At 72.3% G+C, this 20,422-nt stretch carries 19 protein-coding genes, 1 tRNA gene and 1 pseudogene; 11 read left to right on the top strand and 10 right to left on the bottom strand.

Going from position 1 to position 20,422, the window contains the following annotated elements; genetic code table 11:
• Positions 1–30 precede the first annotated feature (30 nt).
• Positions 31–831 (bottom strand): DUF4097 family beta strand repeat-containing protein, encoded by an 801-nt coding sequence (locus ACGF2Y_RS05915; RefSeq protein WP_392943464.1) that lies wholly within the window; start codon positions 829–831, stop codon positions 31–33.
• A gap of 268 nt (positions 832–1,099) precedes the next feature.
• Here ACGF2Y_RS05915 and ACGF2Y_RS05910 point away from each other — a divergent pair.
• A tRNA-Val gene (locus ACGF2Y_RS05910) sits at positions 1,100–1,171 on the top strand.
• A gap of 63 nt (positions 1,172–1,234) precedes the next feature.
• On the opposite strand, the gene ACGF2Y_RS05905 is transcribed toward ACGF2Y_RS05910, so the two are convergent.
• Positions 1,235–1,702: a nuclear transport factor 2 family protein gene (locus ACGF2Y_RS05905; protein WP_392943463.1), complete on the bottom strand. Its 468-nt coding sequence runs from the start codon at positions 1,700–1,702 to the stop codon at positions 1,235–1,237.
• A gap of 126 nt (positions 1,703–1,828) precedes the next feature.
• Here ACGF2Y_RS05905 and ACGF2Y_RS05900 point away from each other — a divergent pair.
• A pseudogene (locus ACGF2Y_RS05900) lies at positions 1,829–2,157 on the top strand (GNAT family N-acetyltransferase); the annotation flags it as partial.
• Between the two features lie 177 nt (positions 2,158–2,334).
• Here ACGF2Y_RS05900 and ACGF2Y_RS05895 read toward each other — a convergent pair.
• Entirely contained in the window at positions 2,335–2,958 is a 624-nt protein-coding gene (locus ACGF2Y_RS05895) for a histidine phosphatase family protein (protein WP_392943462.1), read from the bottom strand.
• A gap of 147 nt (positions 2,959–3,105) precedes the next feature.
• Between ACGF2Y_RS05895 and ACGF2Y_RS05890 the strand changes: the two genes are divergently transcribed.
• The 4 genes from ACGF2Y_RS05890 (at position 3,106) to ACGF2Y_RS05875 (ending at position 4,671) form a co-directional block, all read left to right on the top strand.
• Entirely contained in the window at positions 3,106–3,324 is a 219-nt protein-coding gene (locus tag ACGF2Y_RS05890) for a hypothetical protein (protein ID WP_007459297.1), read from the top strand.
• Between the two features lie 4 nt (positions 3,325–3,328).
• Entirely contained in the window at positions 3,329–3,673 is a 345-nt protein-coding gene (locus tag ACGF2Y_RS05885; RefSeq protein WP_392943461.1) for a hypothetical protein, read from the top strand.
• A gap of 133 nt (positions 3,674–3,806) precedes the next feature.
• Complete coding sequence (locus ACGF2Y_RS05880; protein WP_392943460.1) at positions 3,807–4,271, top strand: hypothetical protein; 465 nt, start codon at positions 3,807–3,809, stop codon at positions 4,269–4,271.
• A gap of 178 nt (positions 4,272–4,449) precedes the next feature.
• Positions 4,450–4,671, top strand: coding sequence for a DUF2277 domain-containing protein (locus ACGF2Y_RS05875; RefSeq protein ID WP_392943459.1), 222 nt, complete (start codon positions 4,450–4,452; stop codon positions 4,669–4,671).
• Positions 4,672–4,728: 57 nt separating this feature from the next.
• Here ACGF2Y_RS05875 and ACGF2Y_RS05870 read toward each other — a convergent pair whose 3' ends face one another.
• Complete coding sequence (locus ACGF2Y_RS05870; RefSeq protein ID WP_392943458.1) at positions 4,729–5,595, bottom strand: DedA family protein; 867 nt, start codon at positions 5,593–5,595, stop codon at positions 4,729–4,731.
• Between the two features lie 197 nt (positions 5,596–5,792).
• Here ACGF2Y_RS05870 and ACGF2Y_RS05865 point away from each other — a divergent pair, with 197 nt between their 5' ends.
• Positions 5,793–6,578, top strand: a complete 786-nt coding sequence (locus tag ACGF2Y_RS05865) for a superoxide dismutase family protein (protein WP_392943457.1) — start codon at positions 5,793–5,795, stop codon at positions 6,576–6,578.
• 299 nt (positions 6,579–6,877) lie between these two features.
• Here ACGF2Y_RS05865 and ACGF2Y_RS05860 read toward each other — a convergent pair whose 3' ends face one another.
• Both ACGF2Y_RS05860 and ACGF2Y_RS05855 read right to left on the bottom strand, forming a co-directional pair.
• Positions 6,878–7,327, bottom strand: coding sequence for a DoxX family protein (locus ACGF2Y_RS05860; RefSeq protein ID WP_392943456.1), 450 nt, complete (start codon positions 7,325–7,327; stop codon positions 6,878–6,880).
• An 801-nt stretch (positions 7,328–8,128) separates the two neighbouring features.
• A complete protein-coding gene (locus ACGF2Y_RS05855) occupies positions 8,129–8,773 on the bottom strand; it encodes an HNH endonuclease family protein (RefSeq protein WP_392943455.1) in 645 nt (214 codons plus the stop codon).
• 475 nt (positions 8,774–9,248) lie between these two features.
• Between ACGF2Y_RS05855 and ACGF2Y_RS05850 the strand changes: the two genes are divergently transcribed.
• Positions 9,249–9,983 carry an ABC transporter permease gene (locus ACGF2Y_RS05850; RefSeq protein ID WP_392943454.1) on the top strand — a complete coding sequence of 245 codons (735 nt, stop codon included), beginning with the start codon at positions 9,249–9,251 and terminating at the stop codon, positions 9,981–9,983.
• A gap of 98 nt (positions 9,984–10,081) precedes the next feature.
• Here the strand turns inward: ACGF2Y_RS05850 and ACGF2Y_RS05845 are convergent, their stop codons facing one another.
• Both ACGF2Y_RS05845 and ACGF2Y_RS05840 read right to left on the bottom strand, forming a co-directional pair.
• Positions 10,082–10,744: an HAD-IA family hydrolase gene (locus ACGF2Y_RS05845; RefSeq protein WP_392943453.1), complete on the bottom strand. Its 663-nt coding sequence runs from the start codon at positions 10,742–10,744 to the stop codon at positions 10,082–10,084.
• Positions 10,745–11,013: 269 nt separating this feature from the next.
• Positions 11,014–12,141: a peptidoglycan-binding protein gene (locus tag ACGF2Y_RS05840; RefSeq protein ID WP_392943686.1), complete on the bottom strand. Its 1,128-nt coding sequence runs from the start codon at positions 12,139–12,141 to the stop codon at positions 11,014–11,016.
• 220 nt (positions 12,142–12,361) lie between these two features.
• Between ACGF2Y_RS05840 and ACGF2Y_RS05835 the strand changes: the two genes are divergently transcribed.
• A complete protein-coding gene (locus tag ACGF2Y_RS05835) occupies positions 12,362–14,482 on the top strand; it encodes a DHA2 family efflux MFS transporter permease subunit (protein ID WP_392943452.1) in 2,121 nt (706 codons plus the stop codon).
• Positions 14,483–14,604: 122 nt separating this feature from the next.
• Here ACGF2Y_RS05835 and ACGF2Y_RS05830 read toward each other — a convergent pair whose 3' ends face one another.
• Complete coding sequence (locus tag ACGF2Y_RS05830) at positions 14,605–15,093, bottom strand: GNAT family N-acetyltransferase (protein ID WP_392943451.1); 489 nt, start codon at positions 15,091–15,093, stop codon at positions 14,605–14,607.
• Positions 15,094–15,317: 224 nt separating this feature from the next.
• On the opposite strand from ACGF2Y_RS05830, the gene ACGF2Y_RS05825 reads away from it, so the two are divergent.
• Positions 15,318–17,468, top strand: a complete 2,151-nt coding sequence (locus tag ACGF2Y_RS05825) for a bifunctional glycosyltransferase 87/phosphatase PAP2 family protein (protein ID WP_392943450.1) — start codon at positions 15,318–15,320, stop codon at positions 17,466–17,468.
• Positions 17,469–17,667: 199 nt separating this feature from the next.
• Here the strand turns inward: ACGF2Y_RS05825 and ACGF2Y_RS05820 are convergent, their stop codons facing one another.
• Positions 17,668–18,933: a cytochrome P450 gene (locus ACGF2Y_RS05820; RefSeq protein WP_392943449.1), complete on the bottom strand. Its 1,266-nt coding sequence runs from the start codon at positions 18,931–18,933 to the stop codon at positions 17,668–17,670.
• A gap of 304 nt (positions 18,934–19,237) precedes the next feature.
• Here ACGF2Y_RS05820 and ACGF2Y_RS05815 point away from each other — a divergent pair, with 304 nt between their 5' ends.
• A complete protein-coding gene (locus ACGF2Y_RS05815; RefSeq protein ID WP_392943448.1) occupies positions 19,238–20,416 on the top strand; it encodes a steroid 3-ketoacyl-CoA thiolase in 1,179 nt (392 codons plus the stop codon).
• Positions 20,417–20,422 lie beyond the last annotated feature (6 nt).

The raw sequence follows: 20,422 nt of genomic DNA, 5'->3' as shown, positions 1-20,422 counted from the left end.
CCACCAGGTAAGGACGAACACACGGGTCGGTTAGTTCGCGCTTCGCACGGTGACTTGGCCGTTGTCGCTGTGCGCCTTCACCACATGGACGCTGTCGTCGCCGCGCGGCACCCCGATCGAGACGTCCCCGTTGTCGGCGGAGGCGTTCACCGCGTACTTCTGCCCGCCCGGCGGCAGATCGATGGTGATGCCCCCGTTGTCGCTCACGGTGTCCACGAGGTCGGGCACGGAGCTGAAGCCCAGCCGGATCTCCCCGTTGTCGGCGCGGGCGATCACGGAGGAGCCGGATATCCGGTCCGCCCGGATCTCCCCGTTGTCGCTCTTCAGCTTCAGGGCGCCGCCGGCGTCGTGGACGTTGATCTCTCCGTTGTCGGACGAGAGGTCCAGCGCGCGGTCGAAGCCCGTGGCGCTGATCGTCCCGTTGTCCGACGAGGCCGCCACATCGACCCCGCGCGGCACCTTCACCCGGTGCCGGGAGTCACAGTTGTCGATCACCGCCTTGCACTTCACCCGGAGCGTGAGGGTGTCGCCCTTCATGCTCCAGACGGGGTCGGGCCCGCTGCCGAGCACCACCCACCCGTCGACCTGCCGCTCCACCTCGACCTGCGCCACGTCGGCCGGCACGAGGTCCACGGTGCCGTTGTCGGCTTCGATGGTCAGCGTCTTCCCTTCCAGCGCGAACGACTTGCGCTCGACGGGGGCGCCGTCCACGTCCGTACTCCCGCACCCGGTGAGCGCCAGGACCAGCAACGCGACCCCGCACCCCAGGGCGAGGGCCCGCCCGGGAACCCCGAAGCGGGTGCGGGTCGGTGTGCTCGTAACGATGTCCACGGTGATCGGTCCCCCAGTGCGTGCTGCCGGTCGGTGCCACCGGACGTCGCTGCCGGTGCACTCAAACCGTATGCACCGCGGGCTCCCGGCGGGATCCGGACGGCTACCGTCTCGTGGTGGGGTTATCCCCCGGTTCCGGCCCCGGGCGGGTGCCCGGTTCCGGCCCCGGGCCCGCCCCGGTTCCGGCCCCCGGAGGCGGCGGCCCGGCCCCCGCCCCGAACTGTTTATGAGCAGGGGCCCCGGTCCATGTACGCTGTTGCCTATCCACGGGTGCGTAGCTCAGGGGTAGAGCGCTGCTCTTACAAAGCAGATGTCGGCGGTTCGAAACCGTCCGCGCCCACCGGTACGAAGGCCCCCGACCGATCATGGTCGGGGGCCTTCGGCATCCCTCACGCGCCCACGGTCATGAGGCGTGGTTCCTCACGGCTTCCGCGATCGACAGGCTGTTCTCGTAGAGGTGGTGCCGGGTGATCCGGCCGTCCTCGACGGTGAGGCGGAGCGCGAACGGTCCCTCGAAGGACCTGCCCGTCGCACGTACGGTCCCCGAAAGGTGCCCCGTCAGTACGGCGTCGGCGCCGTCCACGAGGAAGGCGTCGACGGAGGCCCGCGAGTCCTGGGGCACGGTGTGCTCCATCAACTCCGCGAACTGGGCGGCGCATTCGGCGGCCGTGGACCGGGGGCGGATCCACGGCACGGCCGGGTTCTCGGCGAGCAGCCAGTCGACCTCGTCGGCGAAGAGCGCGGTGAGCCTCGCTGCGTCCCCGGCCTGCCGGGCGGCGAGGAACTCCCGGACCACGGTCCGGGTCATCTCGGCGGGGTCGGGCGTGCCGGCGTCCGAACTCGCTGTGGGAGTGGCGGCCGTGACGGACATGATGTTCTCCTCGCTGCTGGGGGAGGTTCTGTGGGGACTTCCCATCGGTGTGCCCGATGCTGCCGGGGCGGGGGCGCGAGGTCGATGACGCCAGAGGTAATGTGCGGTCGCCCCTCGGGGGATACGCGCTTCCTGATGGCCTTGCTGGAACGCACCGGGCGGGTCACCGACACGATCGACCTCCTGACCGTGGCGTCCTCGCTGCCCGGTGTGCCCGGGACGGAGCTGCGGGAGGTCACCGATCCTGTGCACCGCGCGTAGTGAGTGCCCGTCGGCACCGGGACGGAGTACGGCTGTGGGAGACGGACGGGGGAGTGCTGGTGCTCGGGCGCGGAGTGGCGGGCCGTTGGGAGGCGGCTGTGGAGCTGGACGAGGACACCCGGCACCGGGGGCTCGGCCGCGCCCTCGCGCCGGGGGAGCGTGACGGCTGTGCCGGGCCGCCGACCGCGTGGTCACCGGGGCCGACGGAGCCCCGGCCGGACCGGCCGGACCGGGCGGCCGGGGCCTCGTCGCGGCCGTGGACGCCGGGACGTACGGGCTTCCGCTGTCGTTGATCCGCGGTCGTGGCCGGAGTGCCTAATCCGGGGCCGCCGCCGCTGCCCGTGCCGGGTGAGCGCCCGCCGGGACTGCTCTCAGACGTGCAGCTCGGACGGGAAACCGGTCCAGCGGAGTTCGGCGGGCAGATGGCCGGTGTCGTTGAACAGGAGGAGGGCCGGGGGACGGCCGGGCGCGTAACGGATGACGGTCAGCGCGGCGTTGGCGTGGTTGATGCCCAGCCAGCGCCACTTCGGGGCGTCCAGCGCGGCCCGGACGAGCCAGCCGACGAGGAAGTTGTGGGTGACGAGGAGTTCGTGGCGGGGCTCGTCGCCCTCGACCGTTCCCGTGAACCGCGCGAGGGCCTCGCCGGCCAGCCCGGGGCCCTGCTCGCGCTCCGCCGCCGGGAAGCCGGCCAGCCGGGCGAGGGTCTCGGCGGCCGAATCCGCCGGCAGCTCCTCCCGTCGAGGCAGGTACGGGATGTAGTCGCCGGCCGGTTCGGACCGCAGCAGGGGAACCCCCGCCAGCTGTTCGCCGACCAGCCGCGCCGTCTGCTCGGCGCGCGCGAGCGGGCCGTGGTGGATCGCCGTGATCGGAACCCCGCGGAGCCGCTCCCCGAGCAGGGCGGCCTGACGTCGGCCGTCGTACGTCAGCGTGCTCTCGTCGGCGGAGGCCTGACCGTGTCGCGTGAGGTACAGGTAGCGGGCAGTCGCTGCCGCCATGGCGGGCCTCCGTCGTGATCCATGATCGTACGTACGAACGTCTGCGGGGACGTCGACCCGCGCCCGGACGGTTCCGCCGGCAGGGGCGGGAGCGGAGGGACCGCCTCCCGGGATGCGCGGGGGCAGTGCTCGGGGCACCGTGGAGGCATGGCCGAGCACCCGCCCGTGATCGTCTATCCGCCTTCCGCGACCGGAGGGCGGCGGGTCACCGTGCACGGACAGATCGTGGGTCTGGCGCACGGGCGGGGCGAGGTGGCCGCGCTGCTGCGGGCCGCGGGATTCGCCCCGGGGCCCGACAAGGTCGTCGAGCTGGACCGGCCCGGCCTGATCGAATGGCGCGGTGGCGACCTCGACACCTGGGAGTGATCCCGTGAAGCGTCGTCGTACGGCACGCGAGAGCACCTCGGTCGAACCGCCGCCCGGGTATTACGTGGCCGGCTGCGACCCTCCCGACGCCGCGCAGCGCGCGCTGATCCTGGACTGGGTCGTGAGCCGGCGCATCGCGAGCGGCTGGCGCGTCGAGTCGCGCTCCGGGAGCCAGGTGGTGCTGGTGCGCGGGCAGCCGGTGAACCATGTGCTGCACGCCTTCCTCACCGTTTTCTCGTGTCTGGTGTGGGGGCTCGTGTGGGCCGGCGTCGCCCTGGTCAACCGCGTCGAGCGGGTGGCTCTCACCGTCGACGCCCAGGGGCGCATCGTCACGGTCAGCGCGCCGTGACACATCACCCGAACGGGTGCGTCCGGGTGGCTGCGGCCAGGGGCCGCGAGGAACGTCGGAGCTGATCTGCACACACCACCAGGGCAGGTCAGGACAGCAGGCGCCCGGCGTCTGCTCCGACCAAGGAGTCCTCATGTCGCAGCCCAGCGCCCCCACACCCGGTGCCTCGCGCCCCGCCGATCCCCGTCCGGGCGGAGGCTCCGGCAGCCCGTGGGCGGCCGGAGGAACGGTGTTCGCGGGTGTCCTGCTCTTCGTGGACGGCATCCTCGGAGTGCTGAAGGGCATCGCGGGGATCGCCTCGGACGACGTCTACACGCGGATCAACGACTACGTCTTCAAGTTCAGCGTGACCTCGTGGGGCTGGATCCACCTCGTGCTCGGCGTGATCCTCATCCTCGTGGGCCTGGGCATCCTCAAGGGCGCGACCTGGGCCCGTGGGGCGGGCGTCGGCCTCGCCGCCCTGAACCTCATCGCCAACTTCATGTGGCTTCCGTACACCCCGGTCTGGGCCATCGTCACCATCGCGATCGACGTCTTCATCATCTGGGCCCTGTGCACCGACCGGTCGACCCCGAGCGACCTGGTGCGGAGCAGTTAGGGCCTGATCCGAACGCCGGGCCCCGGGCCGACCGCCGCAGGACGGTGAGCAGGTGAACCGGTCCTGCGGCGGGGCGGGGCGGGGTGGACGGGACGGGTGGGGTGGGACGCGGGCGACGACGGGTGTCCGTGTCAGTGATGCGGTGCACATTGTCAGTGGTGCGGTCCACACTGGAGTCATGTGCCGCAGCATCAAGACGCTTCGCCCACCCGCCCTCCCCGAAGAGGCCACCGAGGAGGACATGCGGGCCGCCGCCCTTCAGTACGTACGCAAGGTCTCCGGGTTCCGCGCGCCCGCCGCGCACAACCGGGAGGTCTTCGACCGGGCCGTCGAGGAGATCACCGCAGCCACGATGAAGCTGCTCGACGGCCTGGAGGTACGGGGCGCGGCCAAGAGCTGAGCCCCGCCACCCGGACGATCGTGCTCCTCCGGCGGGCCGGTTCGCTCTGCCTTTCGTTCAGGGGGCGGCCGGTGCGGGCGCCGGCACCGGTCCCGGTCCGCCGAGGGCGGTCGACCCGCCGGGGGCAGGCGCGGGCACGGTCACGAGCGGCAGTGTCGTCGGCGCTGCGGCTGCGGCTGCGGCTGCGGCTCCGGCCCCGGCCTTGACTCCCGGTGCCTCCGCCTCCGTCGCCACCGTCTCCGTCTTTCCCGACCCCGTCTCTGCCGACGCCGTCCCCGCCGCTGCCCCGGCCGCTGTCGTCGTCCGCGTCGGCGGGCGCTTCACCACGAACGCGGCCAGCGCGCCCGCCATGAACAGGGCCAGCACCGAAACGGCCGTGCCGAACCACGTCGAGCCCAGCCACCGGCCACCGAAGTAGCCGAGCCCCACGCTGTAACCCGCCCAGGCCAGGCCCGCCAGCGCGGACCAGGGAAGGAAGTCCCGCTTCCTGCGGTGGGCGGCGCCCGCGCCGAGGGAGACCACGGAGCGGCCCGCAGGAGCGAACCGGGCGATGATCACCAGCGCGCCGCCGCCCCGGCTCAGCGCCGCGCCGAGACGTTCCTGCGCGGTGGTGAGACGCCGGGAGCGGGCGATGACCCGGTCCAGCCGGTCGCCTCCGCGCCAGGCGAGCCGGTACGCGACGAGGTCGCCGAGCACCGAGGCGGCGGCCGCGCACAGGATCAGCACGACCAGCGAGGGGACCTGCCCGCCGGTGCCCTCGCCGGCGCCGCTGACGGTGGTGCTGCCCGCCGCGGCCGCCGTGGCGGCCGTGATGACGAGAACGCCGCTGGGCAGCAGGGGCAGGAAGACATCCAGGAGAACGGAGAGGGCGACCACCGCGTAGATCCATGGGCTGCTGGTCAGCGCGGCCACACTCTCTAGCACCGTCTACTACTCCCCGATCGTGTCAACGCCGCGACGTCGCAGGGGAGCGGCAGGGGCGGCAGGTTCAGCTGTACAGCGTACGCGTGAGGGTTCTCCGGACATCGCCCAGGGCGGGTGATGTTGTGCAGGTCACGTACACCTGGAGGCCATGTGCCCGTTAGGCGGGGAGAACGACCGGCACGAGCGAGGAGCAGCGCATGACGGCATGGACGGTACGGACGGGACACGGGCCGTCGCACCCGAGTTCGGGGCGGCGGGGGACGGCGGGACGGGAGGGCGGCGCGGCTGCGCGGGTCCGGAGGGTCTCGCGGGTCCCGGGCGTGCTGGCGGGCGCGGTGGCCCTGCTGACGCTGGCCTGCGGTGTCGGCGTCGGCGTCGGAGTCGCCCGAGGAGCGGACGGCGTGACGCCCGGCGCGGCCCCCGGTGGCCACGGCGCGCACGGCGCTCCTGCGGCGGAGCCCTCGGCGCAGGGGCCCGGTGGCGGTGGAGACCCGAGCCGCACCGACGCTGTCGCCGCAGCGGGCGACAGTTCGTGGATGCGGGCCACGGGGGTGTTCTCGCCGCCTGGTTCCTTCGTCCCGTCCGACGCGCTGACGTACGACGCCCGGCTGGTGCCGGCGGGCGCGCGGATCGAGGTCACACAGGTCGCGGACCCGTCCGGCACCCGGGTCGGGGCCCGGTTGCGGGGGCTCGTGCCAGGCCGTGCGTACGGGATGCATGTGCACACCTCGCCCTGCGGCGCCGATCCCGCCGCGGCGGGGCCCCACTACCAGCACCGCCCGGCGGCGACCGCGGACCCGGTCAACGAGGTGTGGCTGGACTTCCGGACGGACGAGGACGGCGACGGGAGGGCGGAGGCCCTGCACGGCTGGGGTTTCCGGGCGGGCGGGGCGCGGTCGGTGATCATCCATGACGGGCAGGGCGGTTCGGGGGAGCGGGCGGCCTGCTTCTCGGTGCCGTTCGGGCCCCACCCGCGGGGGTGACGCGGGCTCCGCGCCCTTGGACGGATCGGCGGCGGCGTACAGCGGTGTCCCGCTCCCCCGCGAGAGGGGGCGGGACACCGCAGCAGGTTCCCGCTTCTCGGCGCGGGGCGATCGGCACACCGCCGTTACGTTCCCGCTCCTCCGGGCCGGGGCAGACGCTGCCGTAGGTTCCCGTTCCTCCGAGCGGGCGGCAGACACCTGCTGTACGTTCCCGGGCCTGGCCGTCGGTGCCTCGCCGCGTGCCGGGTCGGCGCCGGAACGCGGGGGCCCGGGGGAGGGCCGGGCGTGCGGGCGGCCGGTCAGGCCGGGACGGCCGGGGCCTGCTCGTGCCGGGCCGCGCCCTCTGCGGTGGCCGCCGTGTCCCCCGCACCGAAGAAGCGGTCGAGGGCGCCGGCACCCGGTCCGGTGAAGACCAGCAGCAGGAACGCCCAGCAGAACATCACCGGCGTCTCGCCGCCGTTCTGGAGCGGCAGGAACGCCTCGGGCTGATGCACCGTGAAGTACGCGTAGGCCATCGATCCCGAGGCGAGGAAGGCCGCGGCACGGGTGCCGAGGCCGAGGGCGACCAGAACGCCGCAGACCAGCTGGATCAGAGCGGCGTACCAGCCGGGCCAGGCGCCGGTCTCCGCCTGGTTGCCGCCGAATGCTCCGAAGAGCGTGGCGGCACCGTGAAAGGCGAAGAGCAGGCCGATGACGAAACGGAAGAGGCCGAGCGCGTACGGCTGCGCCCGGTTCAGGTGGGTGAGCATGGGGGGCTCCTTCGGTCGTGGTGGGGACGTGAACCGACTGGGCACCTCAGGTTAGGGAAACCTCACCAGTGCTTGCAAGTTCAACATTCTATTGAGTGGCTGAAAATCGCCTTAATCGCGGAGGTGGGTGAACGCTCAAGAATCGCCTCCAGCTGGGCTTTTCGCGTGCTCGCTCCCGCCTGTACCCATGTCAGAGCAGATTTTCAGCCAAGTGCGTGAGTCCCATGAGCTGGTTACCGAACTGAACCGGCGGGTCGCCCGCCGCCCTGCCTCGCCTCGTTCGCCGACGGCGCTCCCGTACGACCGTGGCGTGTCTGCATCCGGCCGATCCACCGGCCCGCCCGGCTCCGGTCGTGGCGGAAAGCCGACCGGATCGACCGGGGGATGGGGCGCCGCACGGGGAAGCGGGCCGGCTGGAGGATGCGGGCACCGGGGCGACCCCGGGTTCGGGGCCGGGGAGGTCGGATACGTCACCACCACCAGGGGCGTGGCGGTGCCCGGCCGCCGCGAAGGTGGGCGATACCCCGAGGTGCCGTACGCACACGTGACCTCCACGGTGTACGGACGGCTCGCCTCGACCCGGACGGTCGCGGTGGGCCCGGCGCTGCCGGCCGACGTACCGCGGCAGTGGTCCCGCGCGCAGCCCCGGCCATGTGCTGCTTCCTCGCCACACCGTCACGGATGGGCTCCGCAACGTACGGAACGAGGGGGAGTGGTGCACGGGTTCCGGCGGGTCGGCGGTCGTGCACGCTGGCAGACGGCCGTGCACGACCGGTGGCCTCACCGGTCGTGCGAGGTGGGTCAGCAGCCGTTCAGGATCGACTGCAGGGCGCTCTTCTCGGCGGAGTCCACGCTCAGGTTGTAGTGCTTCTTGACGTGGACCCAGGCGCGGACGTAGACGCACTTGTACGAGGACCGCGGCGGCATCCACTCGGCCGGGTCCCTGTCGCCCTTGGACTGGTTCACGTTGTCGGTGACCGCGATGAGCTGAGGGCGGGTCAGGTCGTTGGCGAACGACCGGCGTTGGGTGGTGGTCCAGCTGCTCGCGCCGGAGCGCCAGGCTTCGGCCAGCGGGATCATGTGATCGATGTCCACGTCGGACGCGGCGCTCCAGGTGGCGCCGTCGTAGGGCGAGTACCAACTGCCGCTGACAGCAGCGCAGGAGTCGTTCTGCTGGACGTTCGTGCCGTCGCGCTTGAGGACGACCTCGCGGGTGTTGCAGGTCCCCGACTGGGTGATCCAGTGCGGGAACTTGTCGCGGCTGTAGCCGCTGGACGAGCCCTCCGCGCCGACGGTGAGCTGGCCGAGGTAGGTGCGTGCGGTCGCCGCGCTGACCGGGGTGGGCATGGCGGCCTGCGCGCTCGGTGCGGTGAACAGGGCGGACGTGGCGGCGAGTGCGGCGGTTGCGGCGACGACAGCGAGGCGACGCGCGTAGACACGGGACATGTGAACTCCCTTGATGCGGGGGTGCGGGGGTGTGGGGATGCGGGGTGCTTGGACGGTCGGCGAGTGGGGCTCGGCCATCGTGGCGACGCCAGGTTTCTGTGGGGTGGGCGTCAGGTAACAGGGTGACGACATGGGCATGTCACATCAAGAGCTGTGCGAGGGGCGTGACAGATCGTGTGGGCGCGCGGATCGCCACGGAGGCTTTGTTCGGGTGGTGCTGGACGTCCGGTGGGTGCCCGGCGGCGCTTGGTTTCCCGGTCGTGCCCGCAGGGAGGGAAGGGGCTGGTCGTGCCCCCGGGGGAGGGTAAGGAGAGCGTCCGTGGCCCCCAGTGGCGGGGGGCCGGGTGGTCCGGGCGGGGGAGTCGGGCGGGCTCGGGGTGTGGGAGTCGGGCGCGCCCCGGGGTGTGGGGAGTTGGGTGGGCCCCGGGGTGTGTGGGGAGGACGGGAGGCGGGGGCGCGGATCTATCGTTGCCGCGTGCTGCTTCCGGTATCCCTCACCCTCGGCGTCGTCCTCGCCGTCCTGCTGGTCCTCGCCGCCGCCGTCGCCGCGTGGGCCTCGCTGGGCCGGTCGCGCGAGATTCTCGTCGCCGGGGTGCGGGCGGCGGCCCAACTCGCCGCCGTCTCCCTGCTCATCGGCTGGGTGGCCCGCTCCCTGGCGCCGCTGCTCGGATTCGTGGCGCTGATGTTCGCCGTGGCGGTGTGGACCGCCGGGCGCCGCATCACCGGCAACCGCACCTGGCGCTGGGCGGCCGTGCCGATCGGGGCGGGCGTGCTGCCCGTGGTGGGGGCGCTGTTGCTCACGGGGCTCGTGCCGGTCCGGGGCCTGGCGCTCGTTCCGGTGGCGGGCATCCTCATCGGCGGGGCGCTCACCGCGACCGTGCTCGGCGGACGGCGTGCCCTGGACGAACTCACCGGCCGGCGCGGTGAGGTGGAAGCGGGCATGGCCCTCGGGCTGCTCGACCGGGACGCCCGGCTGGAGATCGTGCGGCCGGCGGCGTCGGACGCGTTGCTGCCCGGACTCGACCAGACCCGGACGGTCGGGCTCGTCACCCTGCCGGGGGCGTTCGTGGGCATGCTGCTGGGCGGCGCCTCACCCGTGGAGGCGGGCGCCGTGCAGCTGTTCGTCCTGGTGGCACTGATGGCTGTCCAGGTGGTGGCCGTCGCGACCGTTCTGGAACTGGTCGCGCGCGGGTTGCTGCACCGGGACTGAGCCACTCCGGGGCCGGAGGTGAGGCAGGGGCCGGAGGGGGGCGGGGTGGAGGAGGGATGGGGCGGAGGAGGGAAGGGGGGAGGGGGGAGGGGGAGGTTTCAGGCCTCGTTGATGTGCAGGCGGATCGAGCCGTCCCCGGCCGCCTCCACCCGCACCCGCGTCAGGTCCTCGACATGGGCGTCCGGCGCGAGGGCCGCAGCGCGCGGGCCGACGCCCACGACGCGCATGCCCGCCGCCCGGCCCGCCGTGATCCCCGCCTCGGAGTCCTCGAACACGATGCAGTCCGCCGGGTCGAAGCCCAGCTCCGCCGCGCCCTTGAGGAAGCCCTCGGGGTCCGGCTTGCTGGCGCCGACCTGCTCGGCGGTGACGCGGACGGCGGGCATCGGCAGTGCGGCCGCGCCCATCCGGGCCGTCGCGAGCGCGGTGTCGGCGGAGGTCACCAGTGCGTGCGGCAGCTCGGCGATCGCGGCCATGAACGCGGGCGCCCCGCCGATCGGCACGACGCCCTCGACGTCGGCGGTCTCCTCGGCGAGCATCACCCGGTTGTCCGCGTAGTTCTCCTCCACCGGGCGGTCCGGGAGCAGGACGGCCATCGTGGCGTACCCCTGACGGCCGTGCACCACCTTGAGCGCGGACTCGGGGTCCAGCCCGTGCTCGATCGCCCAGCGCCGCCAGCAGCGCTCGACCACCGCGTCGGAGTTCACGAGGGTGCCGTCCATGTCCAGAAGGAGGGCGTGTGCGGTGAGGACGGTGGTGGGCATCGGCTGCTCCAGAACGCGGGAAGGTGTGCGAACAGCCCGGGTGCGCGTGCCGCTGGGCATGGCGTACACGGGCTGCGAAGGAGATGCGGTACGGGGAGGTGCGGGGCGGTGCGGTACGAGGCGTTCCCGTGCGGGTGTTCCTGTACGAGGTGTTCCCGTACCAGAGCAACCCCCGCCCGCCCGGTCAGGGAGTGCGGGCGGGAGCTACTTTGTTCCACCACGATACAAAAACCGGGGGCGGAATGCCAATCCCTGCCCTGCGGCCGGGCTCAGCGGCGTCCGCGCCCGTTCGGCTCCTCCTCCAGCGCGCGCCGGGTGTTCGGTCCGTACACACCTACCGGATCGCCCTGGATCGCCTTGTACGACTGGTAGATCGCCACGGAGCGCTCCACCCGGTCGGTGTAGTTCCCGTCGGACGGGCCCGAGTAGAGCCACATCCCCACGTTCTTGAGCCGGTCCTGCAGCTCGGCGACCTCCGGACCGCGGTCGCCGGGCCGCAGTGAAGGGCCGGTCAGCCCGGCGGGCGGGGCGGCGGACGACGGGGCCGGGGAGGCGCCGCCGCCGTCCGGTGCGGACGATGCGCTCGCCGTCGGCGACGCGGACGCGGTGGCGCTCGGGGTGGGCTCCTGGCTCTTCGTCGGCGAGGTGGACGCGGACGGTGTCGCCGAGGCGGACGGTGTGGCCGAGGCGGACGGCGTACGGGACGGTGTGGTCGAAGCGGAGGGGGAAGGGGCCACCGACGCGGCCGGTTCGTTCTCGGTGTCCGGGGCGCTCGTGGTGGCCTCCGGCAGTGCTTCGTCCCGGCTGTCGTCGCCGCCGAACAGCCCGCCGGCGAAGGCCGCCGTGCCGACCACCGCGGCCACGGCGGCGCCCACGGCGAGGGCCCCGAAGGGGCGCCTGCGGCGCGGCTGCACGGGGTCGGGGCCGAAGACGGGTTCGGCGCCCGCGGTACGTCTGCGGCTTCCCTCCGGTACGGGGTACGCCGCGCCGCCGGGGGTGCCTGCGACACCCGCGCCGCCGGGGGCGCCGGGTGTGCCCGTACCCATACCCGTACCCACGTCCGGGCCGTCGGCGCCCAGGAACAGCGGCATCGTGGTCGCCGCCGCCCCCGGGATGATCATGGTGACTGCCTCCGCTGCCTCCGCTGCCTCCGCCGTCCCCGCAGCGTCGGCCTCCGTCGGACCGGCCCCGAAAGCCGCGGCCTCCCGCGTGCCACCGGATCCGGACTGCGGCCCCCCGCCCCCGGGTTCCCCGGCGTGGTCCGTCAGCGTCACGTACGGCCGGATGCGCAGCGGGTCGAAGTCCTCGGCCGCGGCGATCTCCGCCGTACGGGCGGCACGCTGCTCGTCCTCGGTGAGCCGCGCCGAGCGTGCGCCCGCGCCGCACCGGCACGGCACCCGGTGCTCCGTGCCGGGCTCCCCGGCCGTCCGTCTGCCGCACTCCGGGCATGCGTGTCCGGTCATCGTGGGTCCCCTCCCCTTGGGCTGCCTGCGATTATGCAGCCCGCTCCGGGGAAGCCCAACGGCCCGCGGGGGCTCGGCCCGTCCTCGGCAGGCCATAACGGGACGGAACGTCCAGGATGGGGGTGTAGTGGATCAGTGGATCGAGGAGACGCCCATGGCCCAGCTGAGCCCGCCGCCCCCGGCCCCCGGTGAGGGACACTCCCGCCGGAGCGTCCTGGTGGCGATCGGAGCGCTGCTCCTCGGCATGCTGCTCGCGGCACTCGATCAGACCATCGTCTCCACGGCGCTCCCGACGATCGTCAGTGAGCTCGGCGGTCTCGACCATCTGTCCTGGGTGGTGACCGCCTACCTGCTGGCGGCCACCGCGGCGACCCCGCTGTGGGGCAAGCTCGGCGACCAGTACGGCCGCAAGAAGCTCTTCCAGACCGCGATCGTGATCTTCCTGATCGGCTCCGCGCTCTGCGGAATCGCCCAGAACATGCCCCAGCTGATCGGATTCCGGGCCCTGCAGGGACTCGGCGGCGGCGGGCTCATGGTGTTGTCGATGGCGATCGTCGGCGACCTCGTCGCGCCGCGCGAACGCGGCAAGTACCAGGGGCTCTTCGGCGCGGTCTTCGGCGTGACGAGCGTCCTCGGTCCGCTCCTCGGCGGCCTCTTCACCGAACACCTCAGCTGGCGCTGGGTGTTCTACATCAACCTGCCGATCGGCGTCGTCGCGCTGGTCGTCATCGCGGCCGTCCTGCACATTCCGGTCCACCGCGAGAAGCACACCATCGACTACCTCGGCACCTTCCTCATCGCGTCCGTCGCGACCAGCCTGGTGCTCGTCGCCTCCCTCGGCGGTACGACATGGGCCTGGGGCTCCCCGCAGATCATCGCGCTCGCGGTGCTCGCCGCCGTGCTGCTCGTGGCCTTCATCGCCGCCGAACGACGCGCGGCCGAGCCCGTCCTGCCGCTGAAACTGTTCCGGATCCGCACCTTCAGCCTCGTCGCCGTGATCAGCTTCGTCATCGGCTTCGCGATGTTCGGCGCGATGACCTACCTGCCGACGTTCCTCCAGGTGGTCCATGACATCACCCCGACGATGTCCGGCGTGCACATGCTGCCGATGGTGCTGGGCCTGCTGATCACCTCGACCGGCTCCGGTCAGATCGTCAGCCGGACCGGCCGCTGGAAGGTCTTCCCGGTCCTGGGCACGGCCCTCACCGCCGTCGGGCTGCTGCTGCTCCACCAGCTCGACGAGAACAGCTCCACCTGGCAGATGAGCGCCTTCTTCTTCGTCTTCGGCGCCGGTCTCGGCCTGGTGATGCAGGTTCTCGTCCTGGTCGCCCAGAACTCCGTCTCCTACCAGGATCTCGGTGTCGCCACCTCCGGCGCGACGTTCTTCCGGTCCATCGGCGCCGCGTTCGGCGTGGCCGTCTTCGGAACCATCTTCACCAACCGGCTGAGGGGCGGGCTGACGGACGCGCTCGCCGGGCAGCCGCTGCCGCCGGGCGTCGACGCGGGGGAGCTGGCCGCCGACCCCCGGGCCGTCGGACAGCTCCCCGCCGAGCTGCGGCCCTCCGTCCTCGGCGCGTACTCCACCTCCATCACGGATGTCTTCCTGTACGCCGTCCCGGTCGTCCTCCTGGCCTTCGTCCTCGCCTGGTTCCTCCGCGAGGACAAGCTCCGGGGCTCGGTGACCGCCCCGGACACCAGCCAGACCCTCGCCTCCAACCCCGTCGAGCGTTCCTCGTACGACGAGTGCGCCCGCGCGCTGTCGGCGCTCGCCACCCGGGAGGGGCGCCGCGAGATCTACGAGGAGATCACCGCGCGGGCGGGGTACGACCTGCTGCCCGCGGCCAGCTGGCTGCTCCTGCGGATCAAGCGGCACGGCACGGTCGAACCGGCCCGGCTCGCCGAGACGGTTCCCGTACCGCTGCACGTGATCACCGATGCGGCCCGGCAGGTGGAGGAGCGCGGACTGGCCCGCCGGGAGGGCCTGCAGATGATCCTCACCGACTCGGGGGCCGAGGCCGTCGTCCGCCTCTCCCAGGCCCGCGAGGACTCCCTCGCCGAACTCCTCGGCGACTGGTGGGGCCCCGACCGCCCGACCGACCTGGTCAATCTCGTCAGCGAACTGGCAGCCGAGGTCAGCGGCTCGACCAGGGAGCGCCCGCACTCCCCTGGGCCACCCCGCGACCACGAGGCCCACCTGCGCCACGACGAGCGCAAGGCCCACCGTCGGAGCCACGACGACCGCGACGACCACGGCCACCCCCACCCGCGCGCCTGACACGCGGGATGCGGGACGGGTGTCCCCCGACACGCGGGGCGAGTGTCTCTCGACACGCGGCGTGGGGCCCTCCGACCCCTCCGACACGCGGGGTGGGCGCCCCTGACACGCGGGGTGCCGCGTCACAGCTCCTTGGCGAACCAGCGCTCCGCGTACGGGCTGCGGCGGTGGAACGCCGGCACCTCCTGGTACCCGTGCTTCGTGTACAGCGCGCGCGCCTCGACCAGGTCGTTGCGGGTGTCCAGCCGCAGCAGCCGTACGCCGTACGCCCTGGCCTGCGCCTCCACCGCGGCCAGCAGCAGCCCGCCGCCGCCCGTGCCCCGGAACGCCGGGCGCACGTACACCCGCGTCAGTTCCGCCGTACCCGGCCCGGCAGCCTCCGTCAGCACCAGCCCGGCGCAGCTCGCGGCCCTGCTCCCGTACCGGCCGACGACGAACTGCCCGGTCGGCGGTACGAGCAGGTCGGCTCCGTCGCCGTCGAGACCCTCGTCGATCTCCTCGGCGGTCGCGGGCCGCTGCCAGTAGCGGCTCGCGACCTCGTCGTAGTAGTCCCGGCGCAGTGCGCTCGCATCGGGGGAGTCGAATCGTTCGGCGGTCACGGTCCAGGTCATGCCGGGAATTCTCGCATCACCTTCGAACGCCCCTTCGGTGTCGTCGTGCCGGCCGGCTCCGAGGACACCCCGTTGTCCACCGCCTGGCAGGCGGACGGCCATGCGGACGATTTCTTCGGAACGAAAGCAGGATGACAGTCAGGCAAAGAGGGGGTTGATTGTGTCTACCTCGTAGGGCAATGCGAGGCTTCATCCGGCACGGCCCCCAATCGAAGGGGTGGTGCATGGAACGGTGGGAGGGTCGGCGCAGCGTGGTGAATGCGGATCACAGTGTGCGCGGTGACGCGGCGGCGGACACGGGAGCGGGGACCGGGCTGATCCGGGCCCTGCTCTGGCTGGTCGTGGCCGTGCTGGCGGTACGGCAGGCGGCGGTGGTGCTCCGGCAGCCACCGGGGGAACGGTTCCTCGATCTGGAGACCTGGACCGGGGAGAACGGAGTCCTGCACCTGACGGGCTCGCTGTACGACAGCGGACAGTTCACCGGGACGCCCTTCGCCGGGCTGGTCCTGAAACCCCTCACCGCCTCGGCCCAGCAGACCCTGGGCGTCGCCTGGACGTTCGGGTCCCTGCTGCTCGTCGTCGCCCTCGGCGTCATCGCGGCCCGAGCCCTGCCCGCACCGGTGGGCCGCCGGACGGCCCTGTTCGCGGCCCCCGTCGCGATCAGCCTGCTCATGCTGTCGCTGCCGGTCCGTAACTCCCTGCATCTGGGCCAGACCAGCATCCTGCCCGTCCTGCTGGTGCTCCTGGCCTGCTTCGCCGTCCGGGAGCACCGGGCGGCGGGCGTCCTCGTCGGCCTCGCCGCCGCCTTCCAGCCGGTGCTGCTGCTCTTCGCCGCCCTGCTCTGGCTGACCGGCAGGCGGCGGGCATCGGTGAGCGCGGGTGCGGCCTTCGCCCTCGCCACGGCCGCCGCCTGGGCCGCGGCGCCGAAGGACTCGTGGACGTACTGGGTGCACCATCTCGCGGGCGCCGGACTGGGCGAGCGGCCGGACAGCCTGGCCAACCAGTCCCTGCACGGGGCACTGCTCCGGCTCGGTCTCGAAGGCCCCGTGGAGATCGTCCTGTTCCTGGTGCTCTCCGCCGCCGTCGTGGCCATCGGCCTGCGGCGCGCGGTGCGGTACGCCCAGGACGGGCAGCTGCTGCTCGCGGTGGCCGTGACCGGCTGTGTCGTGGTCGCCGTCTCGCCGACCGCCTGGCAGCACCAGTTGCTCTGGGTGCTCCTCGCGGTCGTCGGCAAGGTCGGCAAGCGGGCCTCCGACCGGCTGGTCTGGCCGTCCGTGGTGCTGCTGGTCGTCACGCTGCCGGGAACGATGCTGCTGCCGAACATCGAGACGCTCTTCCCCGTACGCGACAACGTGCTGCTCCTCGCGGCGCTCGGCGCGGCCTGCCTCGCCCCGTTCCTGCCCCGCACCTCGCCGTACTGGCAGCACCCGGTCCCCACCGACTACGCGAAACCGGTCGCGGCCCGCTGGAGGCGCGTGCCGCTGCTGCCGTTCTGGCGCCGGGTCCTCACCCGCCCCAACCTGCTGCTGGAACTCCTGCTCATCCGGGTCGTCTACGACGCCTACGCCCAGGTCCGCCTCGCCGCCAGGGCGGGCCGCCCGCTCGCCGAGGAACACGGCCGGCAGATCCACGCCATCGAGCAGTGGCTGCACATCGACATCGAGCACTGGGTCAACCACACGGTCGTCCAGATCACCTGGCTGCGTGAGTTCTTCGACTACTACTACTCCACGTTCCACTTCATCGTCCCGCTGACGATCCTCGGCGTGCTGTACGTGCGCCGCCCCGCCGACTACCGCTGGGTCCGCTCGTCCATCGGCTTCGCCACCCTGCTCGCGTTGGTCGGCTTCTGGCTCTACCCCCTGGCCCCGCCCCGGCTCATGCCCGGCCTCGGCTTCATCGACACCGTCCACGGGGTGCAGGACTTCGCGAAGCCCGACTACGGGACGCTGACCACCGTCACCAACCAGTACGCGGCGATGCCGTCCCTGCACTTCGGCTGGTCGCTGTGGTGCGGTGTGGTGATCGTGATGCTGGCCCCGAAACTGTGGATGAAGGCGCTGGGGCTGCTGCACCCGCTCTTCACGATCGCCGCGATCGTGGCCACCGCCAACCACTGGGTGCTCGACGCGGCCGGCGGCGCCCTGGTCGTATCGCTGGGCTTCGGGCTGACGTATCTGCTGGCGGGGCCGCGGAAGCTGCTCACCGGGCAGGACCAGATGGCCGGGACGGCGACGAGACCGGCGAAGCCGCAGTCCGCCGAGTCCGCCGAGCCACCCCTCGTACGGGAGCGCGGAGCTGCCGAATCCGCCGAGCCCCCCGAGCCCGCCCTCGTGCCGGAGCGCGAACCCGCCGACAAGGTCGGCGGCAAGTAGCAGGGCCGACCGCGCCGGGCGCAGCGCGCAGGGCCGACTGTGCAAGGCCGACCGCGCCGGCCGCGCTCGCTGAGTGGTGAGCGGGCCGAAGGGGTGCCGGGATCGTTGGAAAACCGGTCCCGGCACCCCTTCGGCGTGGATCGCCGCGTCCTCCCATGGTCCGCCCGCGCGGCCTCCCCCGCCACTCGGGCGGCCGGTGTCAGGAGTCCGTCGTCGCGGCCGCGACCGTCGTCACCTGGAGCTGCTTGATCCCGTTGAGCCAGGCCGAACGCAGCCGTCGCGGATCCTGAAGGAGGCGTAGATCCGGCAGCACGTCGGCGATCGCGTCGAAGATCAGGTCGATCTCCATCACGGCCAGCGACTTGCCCAGGCAGAAGTGCGGGCCGCCGCCCCCGAACCCGAGGTGCGGATTGGGGTCGCGGGTGATGTCGAAGGCCTCCGGGGCGTCGAACACCTCAGGGTCGTTGTTGGCCGAGGAGTAGAACAGCCCGACCCGCTCGCTCTTCCTGATCCGCTGACCGCCCAGCTCCAGGTCCTGGGTGGCGGTCCGCTGGAAGGAGACCACCGGGGTCGCCCAGCGCACGATCTCCTCGGCCGTCGTCTTCGGGCGCTCCCGCTTGTAGAGCTCCCACTGCTCGGGATGGGTGAGGAAGGCGTGCATGCCGTGGCTGATCGCGTTACGGGTGGTCTCGTTGCCGGCCACCGCGAGCAGGATCACGAAGAACCCGAACTCGTCGGAGGACAGGTTCCCCTCGCCCTCCGCCGCGACGAGTTGACTCACGATGTCCTGGGCCGGGCACTCCTTGCGGGCCGCCGCCAGATTCATCGAGTACGCCACGATCTCCATGGCCGCCTCGACGCCGGCCTCCTCGGTGATCGCGTACTCCGGATCGTCGTACGCGGCCATCTTGTTGGACCAGTCGAAGATCTTGGAACGGTCCTCCTGCGGTACGCCGATGAGTTCGGCGATGGCCTGGAGCGGGAGCTCCACCGCGATGTCGGTCACGAAGTCGAAGGAGCCGTCGGCGCCTGCGGAGGCGAGGGCCGTCTCGACGATACCGCGCGCCCTGGAGCGCAGGGCCGCCTCCAGGGAGCGCACCGCGCGCGGGGTGAAGCCGCGCTGGACGATCTGACGGACCCGGGTGTGTTCCGGCGGGTCCATGTTCAGCATGATCATCTTCTGGACGTCGATCTGGTCGCGGCTGATCGTCTCGTTGAAGCGGATGACGGCGGTGTTGGTGTTCGAGGAGAACAACTCGGGGTGCGTGGAGACGTACTTGACGTCCGCGTGGCGGGTGACGGCCCAGTAGCCCTCGTCACCGAACCCGGAGATGTTGGCCGGCTGGGTGCACCACCAGACCGGCGCGGTCTCCCGCATCAGGGCGAACTCCGGGTGGGGCACGCGGGATTGGAGGAGATCGGGGTCGGTGAAGTCGAACCCGTCGGGCAGATGGGGGCAGCGCATGGGCACCTCTCCACTCCGGATCTGACGGCGAACCGTCCGACGGGCGTCACTGTCTGACGCACCATCAGAAGCTGCCCGCAAGGTAGTAACGAGTTCTACAAGTGGCAAGAGCCGTGGCCTGATCTGTTGCCTCCGGTGCCGGTGCGGGCCCGCCGCCCCAGCCGGGGGCGTGCGTGCGGTCCGTGCACGCCCCTTGCGCGGTCGGGTCGCCGTCACGAGACTGCTTGCAGAACTAGAACGCGTACTAGTTCCTTCCGTGGGCGCCGGGACGCCCCCTGCGGAAGCGCGAGGAGAGGACGAGCTCATGGCCGCGGAACCCGTCATCGTCGAAGCCGTACGCACCCCCATCGGCAGGCGCCAAGGCGCACTCGCCAATCTGCACCCCGCCTATCTGCTGGGCGAGACCTACCGTGAACTTCTGGGCCGCACCGGCATCCAGGCCGACTGCGTCGAACAGATCGTCGGCGGCACCGTCACCCACGCCGGCGAGCAGTCCATGAACCCGGCCCGCAACGCCTGGCTGGCCGTGGGCCTGCCGTACGAGACGGCCGCCACCACCGTGGACTGCCAGTGCGGATCCTCGCAGCAGGCCTCGCACATGGTCGCCAACATGGTCGCCGCCGGGGTCATCGACGTGGGCATCAGCTGCGGCGTCGAGGCGATGTCCCGGGTGCCGCTGGGCAGCGGCTCCAAGCACGGCCCGGGAAAGCCCTGGCCCGACGAGTGGAACGTCGACCTGCCCAACCAGTTCGAGGCCGCCGAGCGCATCGCCCGCAGGCGCGGCCTGACCCGGGAGCGGGTCGACGCACTCGGCCTGCTCTCCCAGCAGCGGGCCGCCGCCGCCTGGGCGGAGGAGCGCTTCAAGCGGGAGACGTACGCCGTCCAGGTCCCGACCACCGAGGAGGAGCAGGCGGCCGGCCAGGGCATGTGGCGGCTCGTCGACCGGGACGAGGGGCTGCGGGACACCTCGATGGAGGCGCTCGCCGGGCTGAAGGCCGTCATGCCGAGCGCGATCCACACCGCCGGCAACTCCTCGCAGATATCGGACGGGGCCTGCGCGATCATGTGGTCCTCCAAGCGCATGGCACGGGCCCTCAAGCTCAAGCCCCGGGCCCGGATCGTGGCTCAGGCCCTGGTCGGATCCGACCCGCACTTCCACCTCGACGGTCCGATCGACGCGACCCGGGCGGTGCTCGGCAAGGCCGGGATGTCGCTGCGGGACATCGACCTCGTCGAGATCAACGAGGCGTTCGCCTCGGTGGTGCTGAGCTGGGCGCAGGAGTTCGAGGCGGACCTCGACGGCCTGGAGAAGGTCAACGTCAACGGCGGCGCGATCGCGCTGGGCCACCCGGTCGGCGCGACGGGCGCCCGGCTGATCACGACGGCCCTGCACGAACTGGAACGCCGGGACAAGGAGTTCGCGCTCATCACGATGTGTGCGGGAGGGGCCCTGGCGACGGGCACGATCATCCAGCGGCTGTGACCCGGT

The sequence above is a fragment of the Streptomyces sp. NPDC048142 genome (assembly GCF_043202835.1).
In the GTDB taxonomy this organism is placed as follows: Bacteria; Actinomycetota; Actinomycetes; order Streptomycetales; family Streptomycetaceae; genus Streptomyces.
This window is presented reverse-complemented; position numbering and strand designations above follow the sequence as displayed.